The 18,228-nt window shown below is 40.1% G+C and carries 21 protein-coding genes; 12 read left to right on the top strand and 9 right to left on the bottom strand.

All coding sequences use genetic code 11. From position 1 onward, the window contains the following. Positions 1-3: 3 nt before the first annotated feature. Together NYE49_RS03050 and NYE49_RS03045 are read left to right on the top strand one after the other, a co-directional pair. A complete protein-coding gene (locus tag NYE49_RS03050; RefSeq protein ID WP_041517676.1) occupies positions 4-297 on the top strand; it encodes a hypothetical protein in 294 nt (97 codons plus the stop codon). 218 nt (positions 298-515) lie between these two features. After that, on the top strand, positions 516-752 hold the full coding sequence (locus NYE49_RS03045; RefSeq protein ID WP_015482867.1) for a spore germination protein: 237 nt from the start codon (positions 516-518) through the stop codon (positions 750-752). Between the two features lie 49 nt (positions 753-801). On the opposite strand, the gene NYE49_RS03040 is transcribed toward NYE49_RS03045, so the two are convergent. From NYE49_RS03040 to NYE49_RS03025, 4 genes are all read right to left on the bottom strand, one after another. Beyond that, complete coding sequence (locus tag NYE49_RS03040) at positions 802-1,140, bottom strand: thioredoxin family protein (protein ID WP_015482866.1); 339 nt, start codon at positions 1,138-1,140, stop codon at positions 802-804. Between the two features lie 185 nt (positions 1,141-1,325). Beyond that, complete coding sequence (locus NYE49_RS03035) at positions 1,326-1,715, bottom strand: DoxX family protein (protein ID WP_003234169.1); 390 nt, start codon at positions 1,713-1,715, stop codon at positions 1,326-1,328. Positions 1,716-1,813: 98 nt separating this feature from the next. Next, the gene (locus tag NYE49_RS03030) at positions 1,814-2,752 is read right to left on the bottom strand and encodes a ring-cleaving dioxygenase (protein WP_047182157.1); all 939 of its coding nucleotides are present in this window, start codon (positions 2,750-2,752) and stop codon (positions 1,814-1,816) included. Between the two features lie 15 nt (positions 2,753-2,767). After that, positions 2,768-3,388, bottom strand: a complete 621-nt coding sequence (locus NYE49_RS03025) for a nitroreductase family protein (RefSeq protein ID WP_047182156.1) — start codon at positions 3,386-3,388, stop codon at positions 2,768-2,770. A gap of 466 nt (positions 3,389-3,854) precedes the next feature. On the opposite strand from NYE49_RS03025, the gene mneP reads away from it, so the two are divergent. From mneP to NYE49_RS03005, 4 genes are all read left to right on the top strand, one after another. After that, the gene (gene mneP / locus NYE49_RS03020) at positions 3,855-4,748 is read left to right on the top strand and encodes a manganese transporter MneP (RefSeq protein WP_047182155.1); all 894 of its coding nucleotides are present in this window, start codon (positions 3,855-3,857) and stop codon (positions 4,746-4,748) included. Positions 4,749-4,860: 112 nt separating this feature from the next. Further along, positions 4,861-5,673 carry a MerR family transcriptional regulator gene (locus NYE49_RS03015; protein WP_047182154.1) on the top strand — a complete coding sequence of 271 codons (813 nt, stop codon included), beginning with the start codon at positions 4,861-4,863 and terminating at the stop codon, positions 5,671-5,673. 89 nt (positions 5,674-5,762) lie between these two features. Then, positions 5,763-6,452, top strand: a complete 690-nt coding sequence (locus NYE49_RS03010) for a DUF554 domain-containing protein (RefSeq protein WP_015382879.1) — start codon at positions 5,763-5,765, stop codon at positions 6,450-6,452. A gap of 202 nt (positions 6,453-6,654) precedes the next feature. Further along, positions 6,655-7,557 carry a carboxylesterase gene (locus NYE49_RS03005; RefSeq protein WP_047182153.1) on the top strand — a complete coding sequence of 301 codons (903 nt, stop codon included), beginning with the start codon at positions 6,655-6,657 and terminating at the stop codon, positions 7,555-7,557. A gap of 412 nt (positions 7,558-7,969) precedes the next feature. On the opposite strand, the gene NYE49_RS03000 is transcribed toward NYE49_RS03005, so the two are convergent. From NYE49_RS03000 to NYE49_RS02990, 3 genes are all read right to left on the bottom strand, one after another. Continuing rightward, entirely contained in the window at positions 7,970-10,141 is a 2,172-nt protein-coding gene (locus tag NYE49_RS03000; protein ID WP_100506836.1) for an MMPL family transporter, read from the bottom strand. Between the two features lie 112 nt (positions 10,142-10,253). Beyond that, a complete protein-coding gene (ydfI, locus tag NYE49_RS02995; RefSeq protein ID WP_015382876.1) occupies positions 10,254-10,895 on the bottom strand; it encodes a two-component system response regulator YdfI in 642 nt (213 codons plus the stop codon). Next, entirely contained in the window at positions 10,888-12,111 is a 1,224-nt protein-coding gene (locus tag NYE49_RS02990; protein ID WP_047182151.1) for a sensor histidine kinase, read from the bottom strand. The genes ydfI and NYE49_RS02990 overlap by 8 nt, the downstream gene beginning before the upstream one ends. A gap of 242 nt (positions 12,112-12,353) precedes the next feature. On the opposite strand from NYE49_RS02990, the gene NYE49_RS02985 reads away from it, so the two are divergent. The 3 genes from NYE49_RS02985 to NYE49_RS02975 all read left to right on the top strand — a co-directional run bounded on the left by NYE49_RS02985 (position 12,354) and on the right by NYE49_RS02975 (position 13,208). Next, complete coding sequence (locus NYE49_RS02985; RefSeq protein ID WP_015382874.1) at positions 12,354-12,503, top strand: hypothetical protein; 150 nt, start codon at positions 12,354-12,356, stop codon at positions 12,501-12,503. Beyond that, positions 12,500-12,679: a hypothetical protein gene (locus NYE49_RS02980; RefSeq protein WP_080030634.1), complete on the top strand. Its 180-nt coding sequence runs from the start codon at positions 12,500-12,502 to the stop codon at positions 12,677-12,679. The genes NYE49_RS02985 and NYE49_RS02980 overlap by 4 nt, the downstream gene beginning before the upstream one ends. 85 nt (positions 12,680-12,764) lie before the next feature. Further along, positions 12,765-13,208, top strand: a complete 444-nt coding sequence (locus NYE49_RS02975; protein ID WP_015482861.1) for a carboxymuconolactone decarboxylase family protein — start codon at positions 12,765-12,767, stop codon at positions 13,206-13,208. A gap of 79 nt (positions 13,209-13,287) precedes the next feature. Here NYE49_RS02975 and NYE49_RS02970 read toward each other — a convergent pair whose 3' ends face one another. Then, complete coding sequence (locus tag NYE49_RS02970) at positions 13,288-13,968, bottom strand: winged helix-turn-helix domain-containing protein (RefSeq protein WP_047182150.1); 681 nt, start codon at positions 13,966-13,968, stop codon at positions 13,288-13,290. A gap of 89 nt (positions 13,969-14,057) precedes the next feature. On the opposite strand from NYE49_RS02970, the gene NYE49_RS02965 reads away from it, so the two are divergent. Then, a complete protein-coding gene (locus tag NYE49_RS02965; RefSeq protein ID WP_015482859.1) occupies positions 14,058-14,681 on the top strand; it encodes a flavin reductase family protein in 624 nt (207 codons plus the stop codon). A 117-nt stretch (positions 14,682-14,798) separates the two neighbouring features. On the opposite strand, the gene NYE49_RS02960 is transcribed toward NYE49_RS02965, so the two are convergent. Beyond that, complete coding sequence (locus NYE49_RS02960; protein ID WP_174616606.1) at positions 14,799-16,247, bottom strand: PLP-dependent aminotransferase family protein; 1,449 nt, start codon at positions 16,245-16,247, stop codon at positions 14,799-14,801. 132 nt (positions 16,248-16,379) lie between these two features. On the opposite strand from NYE49_RS02960, the gene NYE49_RS02955 reads away from it, so the two are divergent. Both NYE49_RS02955 and NYE49_RS02950 read left to right on the top strand, forming a co-directional pair. After that, positions 16,380-17,306 (top strand): EamA family transporter, encoded by a 927-nt coding sequence (locus tag NYE49_RS02955; protein WP_047182148.1) that lies wholly within the window; start codon positions 16,380-16,382, stop codon positions 17,304-17,306. Between the two features lie 218 nt (positions 17,307-17,524). Continuing rightward, on the top strand, positions 17,525-18,226 hold the full coding sequence (locus tag NYE49_RS02950) for a response regulator transcription factor (protein WP_031315634.1): 702 nt from the start codon (positions 17,525-17,527) through the stop codon (positions 18,224-18,226). Positions 18,227-18,228: the final 2 nt, after the last annotated feature.

Here is an 18,228-nt window from a genome sequence, read left to right as displayed (position 1 = left end):
CGTATGGATTTTCCAATTATTCACACAAACTTTTGGGATGCTGTAATAGCTGTTCCAATCATTATATTGATAACCCAAATCCTCAAAATATTATTGAAAATCCCCAAAACATTTGTACCGTCAGTTGCCTTAATAACAGGCCTTGTCATTTCTGTTTTCATAAGCCATCGACACAGCCTCTTTTCTGGCGTATTTATGGGCTGGTTTTATGGCTACGCTGCTATAGGCTCCTACTCATCATTAAAAACGACCATCTTATCCTTTAGGCAAACGAAAAACGATACATCAAATTCATAGATGACATATAACGATCTGCCGCCTCTTTATCAGGCGGCTTTATTTCTGCTGATAGGTTGATCATCTTCAAAAAAGATGCTCAATCACTCGCTTAAAGAGGCGCTATTATTTTTACCATTATGTTGATGCAATGATATAAAAACGCAATATCATAGAAGTAAATAGACTGCCAGCGTCCTCTATGACGGCTACTTCTGAGTGAAAGGAGTTTTTGAAGCATGCGATCTCAAATCAACATTTCAAATCTCACGATAAATGGAATGACACAAAACGCCAATACAGATATCGGACAAAACTTGCAAAACAGCCATACTGCGAACAGCAAAAATTACGGAGTCAATTTCACATTAGGAGATTATTCTCCTTCTAATTCAATTATTATTTCAGCAAGTTGTGATAATGATACAAGTGATCAAGGGCAGGTTGATAACCCTTCTTCACCTAGTGAAGAATAAATTGATGCAAAAAAAGAACTCATTTGAGTTCTTTATTTACCTTATTTCTTTATTCACCTTCATATAATCGATAAACCCTTTTCAGCTTTTGTTCAAGCTGTTCAAAATGAACAAAACGGGCTTCTCTTAGAAACTCAGTCCCATCAATGAACAAAAGAAGCACAGGAACGGTGAAAACTGAAAATCTGCCGGCGACCTCTGTTACATCGTCAGCATTGATATGCCCCAATTTGATGTTTGGAAACTGATCCAATACTATTCTGAGCTGGGGCAGAACTGCGTGACATACTGTACAGCCAGGCCTTGATATATAAATAAAACTGAATTTGTGCTGTTTGATAAAATTTTCTATAGAATCTAATGAATGTAATCCTGTCATCTCTTTCATCCATTTACTCCTTCAAATAGGTCTGTTTTTCATGACCAAGCTCATCAATACGTATCATTCACTATACAGATTTATATTTATGATATCCGCTTTTTTGCTTTGCAGAGTACCTGCAAGTTTGCCGAAAATATCAAAATAAAAGAACAGTTACTGACAAGCAGCAACTGTTCTTACATACTTTCTTATTAAAAATGCAAAGCGTAAGCTCCTGAACCGATGAGTGCAACCCCTATGGAAACTGCAATGAGCACCAGGTTATATTCAAAACCTCCCGCGCCATTCGCAAAACCTTTCGCTCCATGGACTTTTACGATGGCACCTAACATAATGATCGTTATGATAGCAGCTCCAAGCGGGAGGAATACGCCTAAAATAAATAGAATTCCGCTTACTAACTCCCCAAGACCTGATAGCGCGGCCGCAACGTTTCCTGGTTTCACCCCAATTGATTCGAACCATTGTCCGGTTCCTTTAATCCCGTATCCGCCAAACCAGCCGAATAATTTTTGTGTGCCATAAAACAAAAACACCACACCAATCATTATACGAATAAGCAACAGTCCTGCATCTTCCATTTGTATCTCTCCTCATCTTTGATTTCATCTGATTCTTTGCTGACAGTATCCAGCAATCATCAATTGAATATATGTTTCTTTATTTTTTATGTGTCAAATCAATCTAACTCTCTTACTTCAAACGGCAGCAGCCCTTGTTCAATTTGTGTGCGATGCGGTTCATATTGCACAGGTAGCATCAGTTTTTCGCCCATTGTATCTTGTGTTTCATCATGTGCAAAGCCCGGGAGATCAGTTGCGATTTCAAACAGGATTTCCCCATGTTCCCTGAAGTAAGTGGCATTAAAATAGTTTCTATCCCGAACAGGAGTTACACCATATCCGTGGGAAGCAATATATCTTTGCCAATCTAACTGATCTTCATCATCGTTAGCCCGCCAAGCGATGTGATGCACCGTTCCGGCCCCCATTTGCCCGCGGCCAATAGGCGTTAACTTAAGGTCAATCACATTTCCGATATCACCGGCGGAACGATAACGAACGAAGTCTCCTTCTTTGCCGACTCGCTCCAGCCCCATGATGTTTTCTAAAAGGTCAGCGGTTTTGTCAGGCTGCGCTGATAATAGGGTTGCACCCCCAAAACCTTTAATGGCAACATCGGGCGTTACATCTCCGAAAGTCCATTTGTTAGCCTCTCCTTCTTCTCTTTCCACGATTTCTAAGTGCAGTCCATGAGGATCATCAAATTCTACATATTGTTCCCCAAAGCGCTCGATTTTGGTGTATGGAACGTTGAACTTTTCTAGTCTCTTTTCCCAAAATGCCATAGCCCCTTTCGGCACGACATACGAAGTCACGCCAACTTGACCGTCTCCAATGACGCCTTGGCGGGCTCCGGCCCACGGAAAGAAGGTAATGATTGTTCCCGGCTTCCCGCCTTCATTCCCAAAATAAAGATGATACGTACCTGGGTCATCAAAATTGACAGTTTGCTTGACCAAACGAAGCCCAAGCACTCCTGCGTAGAAATCTGTGTTCTCTTGAGGGTGACCGACAATCGCCGTAATATGATGAATTCCCATCGTTTTTTTAGCCATTTTTATCCGCTCCTTTTACATATACTCAACAAACTCATTCACAGGCTTCCGGTAGCCGCGCGGTCTTCTGCTCTCTGTTTTTTCTTTTCCAATCGTAATCATCATGACAACCTCAAATTGGTCGTCTATGTTCAAAATCCGTTTTACGGCTTCCGCATCAAAGCCGATCATCGGGCAGGTATCCCAGCCTTTTTCCTTAGCACTCAGCATAAACATCATCGCAGAAAGTGAAGCATTCCTTATCGCCTCATCTCTCTTAAATTGTTCTCCCCTGTTTTCATAAAACGAAACAGTGTCGTGCACCATGTGGTCATACTCTTGCTTATTTAATATCCCCAATACCTTTAAACCTTCATAGATATCGGCCGCTTGTTGATATGCCTGCTTATCCCCTAATACCAAGAGAACCGCAGAAGAGCTAACCACTTTATATTGTCCATTTGCGGCATGCTTCAGCTTTTCTTTTACGTCCTGGTCAAGAACCGTCACATATTTTGTATGCTGCAAATTAAAAGCCGATGGTGCCAATGCAACCAATTCAAACATCTCATTGAGATCTTCTTTTGTGATTGGATGACCTGAAAGAAAATTGCTTGCAGATCGTCTTTCATTGACTAACTGTGTAAATTCAGCCATTACGCTACACTCCCTTTTATCTCGAATTCGAGATATTATGTTATAAAAAATCATATTGAATATTGTGTAAAAGAACTGACAACGATTGAACACTTAGAATTGCGCTTGATCGCTGATCTTTTCAATCAAATATCTCGAATTAAAATATCTTTAATATGAGATAATAATAAAATACAGATCTTCTCATGTCAATAGGTTTTTGAGAATCAGGTGGAAATTTTTCTCTGACGACAGCATTTTAATTGCGAATCATCACTGTTGTTACATTAGAACTCATTGTATGACCTTTTAGCACAACTCCAACTTTTTTTCTGTCACCTTATTTATTAGTAAACAGGAAACAACGTTGCTATAGACCCACTCGAAATTGAATTGGTATGATAAGCAAAGTGATTACACAAGAAAGGATACGGAGAGCGTATATAGAGCACTCCTATTTTTTTGTGCAGTTTTATAGGAGGGAAAAATGGCAAGTGAAAGAGAACAAATAAGCAGAAAAGTTGCTTTGATTGCATTGATCGCCAATCTGATCTTAATGGCAGGAAAGGTCTTTTTTGGGCTGGTAGGCGATAGTGAAGCCGTGTTTGCAGACGGAATACATTCCGCGGCAGATGTCGTTGCTTCGATTGCAGTCTTGGCAGTGATCGGCATTTCCAATAAACCGCCCGATCAAGACCATCCTTTTGGTCACGGAAAAGCTGAAGTCATTAGTGAGGCGATTGTAGGAATTATCTTAGTGATCGTATCCGTTTATATCCTCATAGAAGCGATTCTGTCCTTTGTTAAAGGGCCAAGCGTTCCCCAATATAGCGCATTGTTTGCGGCACTGATTTCCTACATGGCTAAGCAGATCTTATATCGTTATTCCATCAAACAGGGGGAGAAATGGAACAGTAAGGCGATTATAGCGATCGCATACGATCATAAAGGCGATATCGTGGCCTCTCTTGCCGCTTTTATCGGCGTCCTGTTGGCTATCATCGGAAACACCCGCGGATGGTCCTATCTGTTGTACGCCGATGCCATTGCCAGTGCAATCGTTGCTTACCTCATTTTTAAGATTTCAATGGAATTAATCAGGCCGTCTGTTGATGTGCTCATGGAAAAGAGTGTTGATCCCGAGCTGATAGAGGAATATAAAGCTGTTATTTTTCAATGTGATCAGGTAAAACGAATCGATAGAATCCGCGCGCGAGAACATGGCCACTATAAATTGCTTGATGTCCGTTTATCTTTGGATTATGATTTGACAATTAAGCAGGGACACGACATTGCCCGCGAAATTCGAAATGAAATCAAAAGACAGTTTTCAGATGTAGAAGAAGTGCTCATCCATGTGAATCCTTATTTCGAAGAATGAAAAGCTCCTTTTTTAGAAGGAGTTTTTTCTTTATGCTGCAAACTTTACCTTTAGAACTCGCCGTACTATATAATGTGTGTATATCAATCATAGGGACAGAAAGGTTGTTAGAATGAAGGAATTTTTTTCGATTGGAGAAGTGTCAAAGTTATTCAATGTGAAAATCTCTGCTCTTCGGTATTATGATGAAATCGGTCTTTTGAAACCGGAATATAAAGACGAGCAAACGAACTATAGATATTATTCTACCCAACAGTTTGAGCGGCTGGATACCATCAAGTATTTGAGGGCCCTAGGCCTGCCAATCAATAAGCTTCTTGATTTTTATAACTCTCAAAATACAAACACTCTTCTTCATTTACTAAAAAGCCAGCAGGCTGAAATTGATCGCAAGAAGAAAGAATTGGAACGCATCGAACGAAAGATCTCCCGACGCATCGCACATATAGAAGATGCCGTTAACATGCCGTTACATCAAATTTCAAAAATCAAACTTCCTGCAATGCGTGTGGCTTACTTGCAGCATGAATATGTTCTCGGCCATGATATCGAACATTCGTTAGCTGAATTGAGAACCCACCTGAATGTGAACGAAGATATATTCATAGGCAAGATCGGTTTATCCATATCAGCAGCAAATGTGAAAGCAAAACAGTTTGACAAATATTCCAGTATATTTATGATTCTTGAAGATGAAAATGAAAAAACTTCTTCAGAAATCATCTTTCCTTCAAAAGAATATCTGCAAATTAGGTTTAAAGGGTCACATCCAGAAGCCGAACCATACTACAAAAAATTACTGGCATATATGAAAGAACATCATTATGAGGTAGCAGGGGACTCAATCGAAATCACACTCATTGATTATGGCATTACGAATAACCTAGATAATTACGTGACTGAAATCCTGCTGCCCATCAAATAATCTCATGAATATGTTTTTATCTCCCTTGACTCTCTACTAACTAGAGGGTTTATTTTTTATGCAGGAATGATTTTTGGAGGAGAAAGCTTATGTTTGGAACGATTTTTAACACAGTGATGATCATTGCAGGAAGCATAATCGGGGGGATATTCAAAAAAGGCATTAAAGATGAATACCAGGATATTTTGATGCAGGCAATGGGATTCGCTGCGGTCGCGCTGGGGATCAACGCCATTACACAGCATTTGCCTGATAGTAAATATCCCATTCTATTCATCGTGAGTTTAGCCATTGGAGGTTTGCTAGGCCAGATCATCAATTTAGAATTACGATTCAACAAGCTGGTGAACAAATTTTCTAAAAGCAATTTAGCAGAGGGCTTATCAACTGCGGTCTTATTATTTTGTATCGGTTCGCTGTCAATATTGGGCCCTGTTGAAGCCGCTTTGCATGGAGATTATACATATCTCCTGACAAACGGGATGTTAGATGGGATCACCTCCATTGTGCTCGCTTCAACTTTTGGTTTTGGAATAGCGGCTGCTGCCATTGTATTATTTGCCTGGCAAGGCTCCATCTATTTATTTGCTAAAGTAATGGAGAGCGCAATCAATACAGACCTTATTAATGAAATCACAATTGTGGGAGGCATACTCATCCTCAGTTCAGGTCTAAGCATTCTTGGAATCAAGAAGTTCAAAACATTGAATTTGCTGCCTTCCCTCTTGATCCCTCCTGTTGTGATTTTTGTGATTCATGCATTTGAATTGCGGTTTTAATGAAGCGGCTCCACAAAGGAGGTTAATATTCTGTTATATTGATTTTCAATAATCTGTTTCAATCGTTTTATTTCCTTTTCATCTTGGATTTGACGTCGAATAACAACTGTATTATATTGTAAATAAAGTCTGTTATATCAAAATCAGATTCCCCATCACGAAACGGCACATTCATATAAACAAAATTGGGAGGGGCATTTGTATGTCAAACCATTCATCTAGTATTCCCGAATTAAGTGACAACGGTATCCGCTATTATCAAACTTATAATGAAAGCCTTAGTCTTTGGCCGGTCCGTTGCAAATCATTCTATATATCTACTCGTTTTGGTCAAACACATGTGATTGCAAGCGGCCCAGAGGATGCCCCGCCGCTTGTATTACTCCACGGAGCATTATTCAGCTCGACGATGTGGTATCCCAACATCGCCGATTGGAGCAGCAACTACAGAACTTATGCAGTTGATATCATAGGTGATAAAAACAAGAGTATTCCTGAGAATTTAAGCGGTACAAGAACGGATTACGCCAATTGGCTTCTTGATGTGTTTGACAATCTGGGGATCGAAAAGTCCCACATGATCGGACTTTCGCTTGGCGGTCTCCATACGATGAATTTCCTTTTACGTATGCCTGAGAGAGTAAAAAGCGCAGCTATACTGAGTCCGGCAGAAACGTTTTTGCCATTTCATCACGATTTCTACAAATACGCTCTTGGCCTTACAGCGTCAAATGGAGTTGAAAAATTCTTAAATTGGATGATGAATGATCAGAATGTGCTGCACCCGATTTTTGTGAAGCAGTTTCAGGCAGGGGTAATGTGGCAGGATGGATCAAGAAATCCAAATCCTAAAGCCGACGGATTTCCGTATGTTTTTACCGATGAGGAATTACATTCAGCAAGAGTTCCTATCCTATTATTACTTGGTGAACATGAAGTCATCTATGATCCCCACTCAGCCCTGCACCGAGCCTCTTCATTCGTTCCTGATATTGAGGCGGAAGTCATTAAAAATGCCGGACATGTTTTATCGATGGAACAACCCGCTTACGTAAATGAACGTGTAATGCGTTTTTTCAGTGCAGAAACAGGCATTTCACGGTAAGGGCCTATAAGATAGTGATTTGCATTTCTAAAGTCCTGAATATGCTTCTAGCCGGGCATTTCAAAAAATAGAGTCTCTCTTATGGACTCTATTTTTCTTGGACAAAACCCGCAGCTGGTTTTGTGTGCTTGTTTCTTTAGGTTTCTTATATGATCAGTTGGTTTATTCTTAGAATTATCAAGAACCTAGGCATTATGGAGAGAAGGCAGCGTCAAAAAAATCATTTGATGTGCTTTATCACTTCTCCTGGGATGCCTGCTAGCATGACGCAGCTTCTGCCAATATGAAACAAAGTTCCATCCATATCGAAAATGAGTGATTGCGCCATAAGCGTCTCCTTTTAACTGCCGACTTAATCTTCCAAATAATACCATAATTAAAAAAGCAGATCATAAAAGATCTGCTTTTTCTATTACATGATTTGTTTCTTTTGTTCATGATCTATTTCTGGCTGTATTTCCTTTGTCAGTTGATGCCCTTCTATATCCACATTCGGAATCATCTTGTCCAGCCATTTCGGCAAATACCAGGCTGCATTCCCCATCAGCTTCATGACACTTGGAATCAGTGTCATTCTTACAATAAAGGCATCAAAGAGTACACCAAAGGAAAGAGCCAGCCCATTGGCTTTAATAGAAGCTTCGCCGGCAAAGATAAATCCTGCAAACACGAAGATCATGATCAAGCCGGCTGCGGTAACAACAGGACCACTGTGTTTTAATCCAGCCTGAATGGCTTGTACTGGATTCTTAGTTTTTACATATTCTTCACGCATTCTGCTGACAAGAAATACTTGATAATCCATGGCTAATCCGAACAGAATGCCAATAGATAAAATCGGCAGGAAGGCGAGTATCGGCCCTTTTTCAGGTATTTTGAAAAAGTCGATGAGATTCCCGTCTTGTAAGACAAATACACAGATTCCAAGAGTGGCTGTCATCGTCAACATGAAACCTGCAACAGCAACAAGCGGCACAAGCAGCGAACGGAAAACGATGGTCAGCAATACAAACGCAAATCCAACAATAAGTACAGCAAACACCGGTATCGCATCATTCAGGCGATCTGAAATGTCAATATTCACTGCAGTCGATCCAGTAACAAGCAAATCTACTCCGTTTTTATCTGACAAACTGCGTACATCGTGTACCAAATCTTTTGTTGTGACATCATTTGGACCTGTTTCCGGAACGACCGTAATGATGGCAAAGTTCCCTTCTTTATTAGGCATTGCAGGGGTGACACTTGCTACATGGTCTAAGCCCTTTATTTCTTTCACTGCATCTGCGAAAGCCTCCGCCTTATTTTCTGCAGCATTTGTGGCATCCGCTACGATTGTTAATTGGCCATTAAATCCTTCTCCAAAGCCTTCGGCAAGCAAGTCATATGCCCGGCGATCCGGATTATCCTTAGCTTTCATCCCAGCATCAGGCAAGCCCAGTTCCAAATGCATAGACGGGATACTAATGACGAGCAAAATCAGAATGCTGCATACACTTAGCATGATAGGATTTTTGGTGACAAAGCGTCCCCAGACATTTGTTTCAGTGCTTTGTTTTTCTATTTTCTTGTTTGATTTCGGAATCATCCGCTTCCCTGCAATCGATAAGACCGCAGGCACAAGTGTGATGGAAGCCAAAACAGCCATCAGTACACTAAGCCCTGCTGTCAGCCCCATCGCAGACATAAAAGGAATGTTAACGACAGTCAATCCGCAAAGTGCAACGATAACTGTAAGTCCGGCAAAAACGACTGCGCTTCCCGCTGTTCCCACGGCTCTCGCAATTGATTCATTCTTTTGTATGCCTTCGCCTAAAAACTGGCGGTGTTTCGTAAAAATAAATAAAGCATAATCAATACCAACAGCAAGGCCAATCATTCCGGCTAATGAAAGACTGACGGAAGCAATATCAAATACTTGTGTCCCAATCAAAACCAGTCCAATACTTACACCTAAACCAATCAGTGCAGTTAAAATCGGCAAACCTGCTATTAATAAAGAACCGAATGTAATGGCTAAAACGACAAAAGCCAAGATAATGCCGACAATTTCAGAGACACCGCCTATCTCCATCTCGGCTCCCGGTACATCTCCGCTTAGCTCAGTTTGCAATCCTTCATCATCAGCCATTTTCAAACTGTCTTTTAAGTGTTTGATAGAGTAATCCTTTATATCATCTGCTGATGATTTATACTTGATATCAGCATAGGCAACTGTGCCATCTTTCGCGATTGTCCCTGTCACAAAAGGACTTGCAATCGAGTCAACAGAATCATCTTTACTGATTTCTTTGAACGTATCTTCTATTGCTTTTTTTGCTGGCTTCCCAGTAAGTTTCTCCCCATCACCAGCACCGAAAATAACCCGTATGCTCCCTTTATCAGGACCGTGAGGAAATTCTTTTTGAATCACATCCATCGCTTTTTCCGAAGGTGTGTCAGGTATGGACATATCCTCAGAAAAACTTGGTTTTAAGGTGACTGCAAGGCCTATCGAAGCAACTAACACAACGATCCACGCACATATTACTTTTATGCGATTGCGAGCAACCCATCCTCCTAATGTATATAACATTTTTGACATGATAATCTCCTTTCAACACATTGCTTGATCACATTTCTCATTGTAGTGGAGAATGAAATAAAAAAAACGTACATTCGGGCATGTACGTTTGGGCAATTTTCAAATATGGAGTTTAGTTGTCTATTGTCAGAATACCTTTTTGCATGGCAATCGTTACTGCCTCAGTTCTTGAATTCGCGCCTAATTTATTGTAAATGGACGTTAATCTGGACTTTACTGTTCGCTCAGAGACGCCCAAATCAAAGGCAATCGCTTTGCTTTTAAGACCTTTAGCAATTGCTTTTAGAACAATGACTTCCTTTTCTGTCAGCTGCGTCTCACTGCGCTGCTTTTTCATCCGCTCAAATTGGATTTCTTGAAGACGTTTGAGGATATCAGGCTGCAACAGCACATTACCTCTGATCGCTGCATCCATTGTGTGAAAAAGAGTTTCTGAACTCGTATCCTTTAACAGATATCCTTTCGCTCCTAATTCAATCCCTTCGATCATTAAGTGATCTTCATTATATGTAGTCAAAATAATGATGGGGGTATCGTGTTTTTCTTTTATTTGTTTAATGGCCTCTAACCCGCTCATCTCCGGCATATACAAATCCATCAGAATGATATCCGGTTCTAACTCATCTGCAAGACGGACTGCGACTTTTCCATTTTCCGCCTCTCCTATAATGGTGTATTGATCATTCGTTTCAATTAAAAGCTTCAGACCTTCCCTCACGACAAGATGGTCATCAACGATTAAAACCTTATTCATCTTGCATCTCTCCCTGAATTGGTACAGTGATCTCAATTTGTGTTCCTTTCAATTTTGTACTCTTGATATTGAATTGGCCATTTATTGCCCTGACGCGTTCTTGTATGCCAAGAAGCCCATAATGTCCTCTCTTTTTCTTTCCTTTTTCAACATCAAATCCCTTGCCGTTATCCTTAACTGTTAAATGGAGCCTTCCCTTTTCATCATCCCAAATGGATATCCAGATTGTTTTCGCCTCAGCATGCTTTGCCGCATTCGTCATGCATTCTCCAATGATGTAATAACAGTTTTCAGCTGTACGCACATCCAGCACCTGATGCAATCTGTAATCTAATAAACAAGCCATGCCTGTCGACTCTATAAAATGATCCATCAGCGAGGTAATTCTTTCTTTTAAAACACCGATTTCTTCTGATTTGCTGCGGAGATCGTCAATAGCTGAACGTGCATCAGCTAATGTGCTTTTCACTCTTTTCATCGATTGTTGTATGATTTCCTTCGCTCTCTCTGTGTTGCCTTTGGCGAGATGAACATGAATCGCATCCAGCTGCATATTTAAACTGACAAGACCTTGAGCAAGCGTATCGTGTAAGTCTCGGGCCATCCGCTGTCTTTCGTTCTGCAGCGTCAGCTGTTCTACCTGCTGATGAGCCAGCTCCAGCCTTTCGAGAGTCAGCTGCGCTTTTATCCTTTCATCGACTTGGGCAAATAATGTAGCGGCATAAGTAATAATCACGATCATGATAGGTGCAGCAATCACAATAAAATGCAAATATTCACCTTTGTGAATCTGATTAGCTACATTTATTAACAGAAGAAGCAATAAAAATAGAATGAGGAAAGTTTTTCTTCTGTCTGCCATTCCTATAATCTGTCCAATCAAAAATGCATAAAGGCCAATGAGGACCAGCACTAAGAAGCCCGTCATGAGATTAGCAAGTGTAAAAGTGATCAAACCTTGCAGTACAAAGTATAGAATGACCCTTTTCTTCACCCAGCGATATGAATGCCAATGCAGAAAAGAAAAAACAGCCATCAATATCGTGAAGACATTAAGCAATAAAATGGACCAGCTCGCAGTAATAAATTGCAGCACGACAGAGGCTACATAGATCATGAGAATAAAAGCCAGCCCTGGCACTCTGAGCGCAAGCATGTTTAATGCCCGTCTATCATGCGAGTAGTATTTTTCTTTGAAAGGATTCCTGATACGCAAACCTCATTCACTTCCTTTCCATTGGCAGAAGCGATATACACTCCAGCCACATATACATGTATCCCATCATTTTATAGGAAGAGAAGGTACTCAACAATACAAAGATGCGGTGAAGCATAAGCGTTTCCAACATGGATCATTGCCCAAACGTACATAAGCGTTCTGCCTTTATGTACGTTTTATCTTTCCGAATTTCCATTTACAATAATGGAGAAGTCACTATTTAAAAGGAATGATCATCATTGAAATCGATTGATCTCACAATTTTATCATTAAAAAGAAAAGGAATCCGGACTGAAAAAGTGTTAAAAAATCAGTGCCTTGATCGATTAAGCAATGAGAAAGACAAACATACTCAATCAAAAATCACATGCAAGGAAAAAGAGGAATGAACATGTATTGGTTTTTAGGCGCTTTATTATATTTTCTGATCGGTACTTATATATTCATTGGAGTCACTAAAGACAGCCAATCAGGCTCATGGAGACTGCTTGCATTAGCAGCTCCACTCATCATTGCTGGCTACCCTTATTTTTATTCAAAGAAGCTTCTTTCCAAAAGACAATGAAACAGCTGTCATTCAAACCGCACATTGGTAAAATGATCAATACCGGGATACAATCTAGGTATTCTACGAAAAGGAGTCTTGCCTTATGAGTCAAAGAGTGTCCTACTATGAGATTGCACCTGAAGGTATGAAAATCATGATGGATATGGAGAAATACACGAAACAATCTTCAATTAACCGAACTACGAGAGAGCTAATTAAAATCAGAGTCTCTCAAATGAACGGCTGTGCCTTCTGCTTAGATATGCATACTTCTGATGCCCGCAAAATGGGCGAAACTGAACAGCGAATTTACTGTTTACATGCTTGGAATGAATGTGATTTTTACTCACCTGAAGAGAAAGCGGCTCTCGAACTATCTGAACACATCACGCTCATCCCATCTAAAAGGGTTCCTGATGAGCTATATCATCGGGTGCGGGAACATTATGATGAGAAACAATATGTTGACCTTGTCCTGATCATTAATCAAATAAACAGTTGGAACCGCATCTCTATTGCAATGGGGAATCGAGCTGCTTCAAAATAAGAAGAAGGAGTAAGATTAGAACAAATCTTACTCCTCCTAGATATCGTGCCTCATCATCTGGTGTTTCCGCTTCAAAATCCTAAATCTTCACGTTTAGATGCTTCTCAAACGCGATTTTCCCGCTTTGTGTAATCCTAATCGCTCTCGTTTTAGGCATACGAACGATCCATTCTTCTTCTAACATGCGCACCAATAGGGCGTTTCCTAATGCTCCTGCAATATGATGCTGCCGTTCACTCCAATCCAAACAGCAGCGTGCAAAAGCTCTCCTCTTATTCCGTTGTTGCTCTTCATTGATGCCTAACTTCGAAAAGAATAAAGCACCCTCTGAAGTCACCTCAAAGTTTAAATCAACTTTTTTTAACATCCCCCGCTCAACTAGTGAATGTGCCATTTGCACGCCCACATAACCTGCCAAATGATCATAACAGGTACGGGCGAAATGCAAGTCCTTTTTCTCTTTTGACTCTTTTAAAGATTTGACTTTTGCTTTAGGCGCAATATGAAGCAATTGTTCGATCACATTTGCAGCATCTGAGTCAGACAATCTGTAATACCGATGTCTCCCATGCTTCTCTACGCTAATCAGCTTTGCTTCAAGCAATTTATTCAGGTGAAAACTTGCGGTTTGAGGTTTAATGTTAGCGAGATATGCAAGCTCTCCCGCAGGGTGTATCCTTCCATCCATTAGACTGAGAAGAATGGAAGAACGCGAGGGATCTGAAAGCAACGAAGAGATTTTTGCAATATTAGGATTCATGATTTTCCTCCTTACATTCATATTTCGATGATAGTTGAAATGTTAATCCTTTACAATATAAATGTAAGCGTGACAAGGAGGAAAAAACGTTGAACATCAAAAAACGAGACACTCGTCGATTTAAAGAAATCAAACCCAAGATCATGTATTATGGTACCTCGACATTTCTTCTAACCACATTGAATGAGGATGGAACCACTAATATTAGTCCTATGTCTTCTTCTTGGGCTCTTGGACATTATATAATCCTTGGAGTAGGACTGGGAGGAAAAGCCATCGACAATTTGGAAAGACACAAAGAGTGTGTCATAAACTTGCCTGGCCCGGAATTATGGGAAAACATTGAAAGAATTTCATCTTATAGCGGAAAAAAGAGTATACCGCCTTTGAAGAAACAGCTCGGATTTACATATAAAAAAGAAAAATACGAGGCAGCAGGGTTAACGCCTTTACAATCAAAAACAGTATCACCAACACGAATCAAAGAATGCCCTATCCAAATAGAAGCCGAAGTGAAACACATTCGGCTTCCAGAATATGAATCGTCATTCGCAATTGTAGAGACGCAGGCACTACATTTTCATGCCGAGGAAAGTATTATACTGGACGAAAACCATATCGACCCTTCCAAATGGAGCCCGCTTATCTATAATTTCAGACATTACTTTGGTTTAGGAAGAGAAGTCGGAAAGACTTTTCGTTCAGAGACATGATCATTTTAAGACCAAGCCATGATTTGGTCTATTCTAGTAACCCTTGTTATTATCAGATCAAGCGATCATTAGGCTTGATCTCTTTTTTAGTGAAACATACATTTAAGGATATAAAAGTTACTTACTTGCCAATTCTTTTATCATTAAACCCAACTCATAAATCCCCTTTTGAAGGTCTTCAAGAGATGCATAAGCATATGATAAGCGAATATAATTCCCTTTTTCCTGAGCATAGATACTGCCGAGATTGAGCAGAATCCCTTTTGATAAGGCTTTAGTATAAAGTAATTTCATTGATATGGAAGGCAATATTTTTATCCAGACAAAAAACCCTCCTTTTGGGATATTCCATGTCGCCACATCTTTCAAATGAGTTTCTATAGCACTCAAGGCCAATTCTCTTCTCACCTTTAATTGCTGCCTAACCTTTTCTACATGCTGCTGGTAGTGGCCGGAAGTAAACCACTCTGCCGCTACTCTCTGGGATAGCGAACTGGATCCGTAATCTGTTTGCATTTTAATGTCAGATAAACGTTCAATCACCGGTTCCGGTCCGACGATCCATCCAATCCTCAAACCTGGGCTTAATGTTTTCGATAAACTTCCTATGTACAGTACGTGTCCATTTTTATCAATTGTTTTAATAGGATATGGCGGAATTTCATCGATCCATAACTCACGATAAATGTCATCTTCAATAATAGGAAGCTGTGTATTCTCACTTACTGCTAGGATCTCTTCACGCCGCTTTTTAGACATAAGAATACCAGTCGGATTGTGAAAACATGGATTTGTATATAAGATAGCCCTTCCCCGCTCTCCTCTTGTTAAATGAACATTTTCAGGCAAAAGTCCTTCATTATCAATAGGAAGTCCAGTCAGCTTCATACCAGCTGATTGAAATACGTGTAATGAATAAAGGTAGGAGGGCTGATCAAGATAAACGGTTGATCCTCTTTGTAACAGCCCCATTGATATCAGCTGCAAGGCTTGCAACGCTCCTGAGACAATCAGAATGGAAGAAGATGAGACGTTGATTCCAATGGTTTTTAAATAGTTGCTTAATGCCTCCCTCAAAGGTAAGTAACCTTTTGGTTCTTCATATCCGAATGCCTCCATGTGTTGAGATACCTTCCCCATCATTTCTTTCATAACAGCCAAAGGAAAAATCTCAGCTGAAAGTTCACCTTTACTGAGCTGTATAAGGTCTGTATTTGATTCTGATTGATTTATCTCTTGAACGATTTTCCGACTTGGCATCTGAATGCCAGAGGTGACATATTGATCCCAATCGGGAGCAGAATTCTTAGCCATCAGTGTCCATGTGTTGTTGATAACAACTGTGCCTTTCCCCATTGTGCCTTCTATTAACCCATCGGCCATCAATTCCTCTAACGCTGTAATCACTGTGCTCCGATTTACCTGAAAATCTTTTGCAAGCGTGCGCTGGCTTGGAATCTTGCTCCCAATCGGCCACTCTCCATTTCCTATTTTCTCTTTAATAAAATGAACGATTTGTCTGTACTTAGGGAGCTTTTTCATCTTTTTTTCTTCTGGAAAGCTCATAGAATCGGTCTCCTTAAAATAAATTGGTTGGGTCAAAATCCATTTAACTGGTTGAAGCCATATCACCAAATCTTTATTAATATAAAAACACATTAAATAACTGGTTGGTTTTTGTAAAGAGGAGTGAGAGGAATGCGAAAGAAAACAGTTCAAATAATTATATCTCATAGTCTCATGATTGGTTTATGGGCATCTGCTTTTCCGGGAATTCGCGCAGGACTAGAAGGGTACACACCAGAACACCTTGCTTTATTTCGTTTGTTAATCGGCTCTATGGCATTATTGCTTTTTGCTGTTTTGACTCAGATGCGCCTACCCGACTTGAAAGACATTCCTGCCATTTTTCTTTTAGGGTTTTTAGGATTTGCACTCTATCACATTTTGCTGAACATCGGTGAAAAAACAGTTAGTGCCGGAGTTGCAAGCTTACTCGTTACTACGGCACCGATCTTCTCAGCCATGCTATCCCGCCTGTTTTATAAAGAGCATTTTGGATTTACGAAATGGCTTGGCTCTATGATCAGTTTATTGGGTGTATTATTGATTACATTTGGGGCGGGAGACTTTACATATTCAATGAGCGGTATCTTGGTCATCCTGCTGGCAGCATCTTCGGAGAGTATTTATTTCGTTTTTCAAGCCCGCTATATAAAAAAATATGGTTTTATTCCATTCGTTACATTCACCATTTGGGGCGGAACAATACCTATGCTTGTGTTTCTGCCAGGCTTAGGCGAAGAGATGATGAACGCTTCAATAAGCGCAACTTTGTCTATCGTTTACTTAGGATTATTGCCGACGGTTATTCCTTACTTCGCACTAGCATATGTCACTTCACTCGTCGGTGCTTCAGAAGCAACCCTTTCACTTTATGTTACACCGGCTTTAGCCTTGATCATATCTTGGCTCTGGATCGGCGAGATACCCACATTGATCTCTCTGCTAGGCGGAGTGGTTACAGTTGGCGGGGTATGTTTTACCTATTTAACACCCAATAAATCAAACGATATGGAAACGCTCTTATACATAAATAAAGAAGATACCCGCATCTCTTTTTAATAAGCTCATTTATCAATTAAAATTGTTTACCATAGTCCTCTAATCCAACGATAGCTCAATTCCCCCGATTTTGTTGACGATGGTGAAAATATATCCAATTATAGTTTGATCTGAAGTTCTGAATAATCGCTATTAAAAAGGATGCTATAATGAGTGATATTGCAGACTCTAAGATAGATATATTCAATTTAATCATGAAACAGGGAATGAATGAAATAATGGATAAAACGAAAATACTTATTATTGAAGATGATGGAGCAATAGCAGATCTGCTTTCATACGGGCTTACGCAGGAAGGTTTTCAAACGTGTACTGAATCTAACGGAACTTTAGGGATGAAACAGTTAGACCAATTCAAACCCGATCTTCTGCTGCTTGATTGGATGCTGCCAGATTGCAGCGGATTGGATATCTGTAAAAAAGTGACCCAACGCTATAATATCCCTATACTTATGATCACCGCAAAGTCAGATATCACTGATAAAGTCCTTGGGTTGGAATTTGGGGCTGACGATTATATTACAAAGCCATTTGACTTGCGTGAAGTTATCGCCAGAATTCGTACAATACTCAGGCGTCTTGAACAAGCTAACCACGTGAATGATCGAGGATCGTCTAATGAGGATCACATTCAATTAAAAAATATTGTGATGATCCCAGACGAAAGAATAGTAAAAAAAGATGGGATCATTGTTGATTTGACTCCTAAAGAATTTGATCTGCTTAAGACATTGATTGACCATCGTGGAAAAATCTTTACACGTTCAGAGCTGTTGGAATTCGTTTGGGGCTACGATTTTGCCGGGGATACACGTACGGTAGATACTCATATCCAAAGACTCCGTAAAAAACTGGATGCAAGCGACCTCATTAAAACAGTGTTTGGCATTGGATATAAATTCGAGAAGCAGGAGGAGTAGAG

It is taken from the genome of Bacillus sp. FSL L8-0358 (assembly GCF_038593095.1).
GTDB classification, from domain to species: Bacteria; Bacillota; Bacilli; order Bacillales; family Bacillaceae; genus Bacillus; species Bacillus subtilis.
Note: the sequence above shows the minus strand (reverse complement) of the source record. Positions and strands in the feature narration are given on the sequence as shown.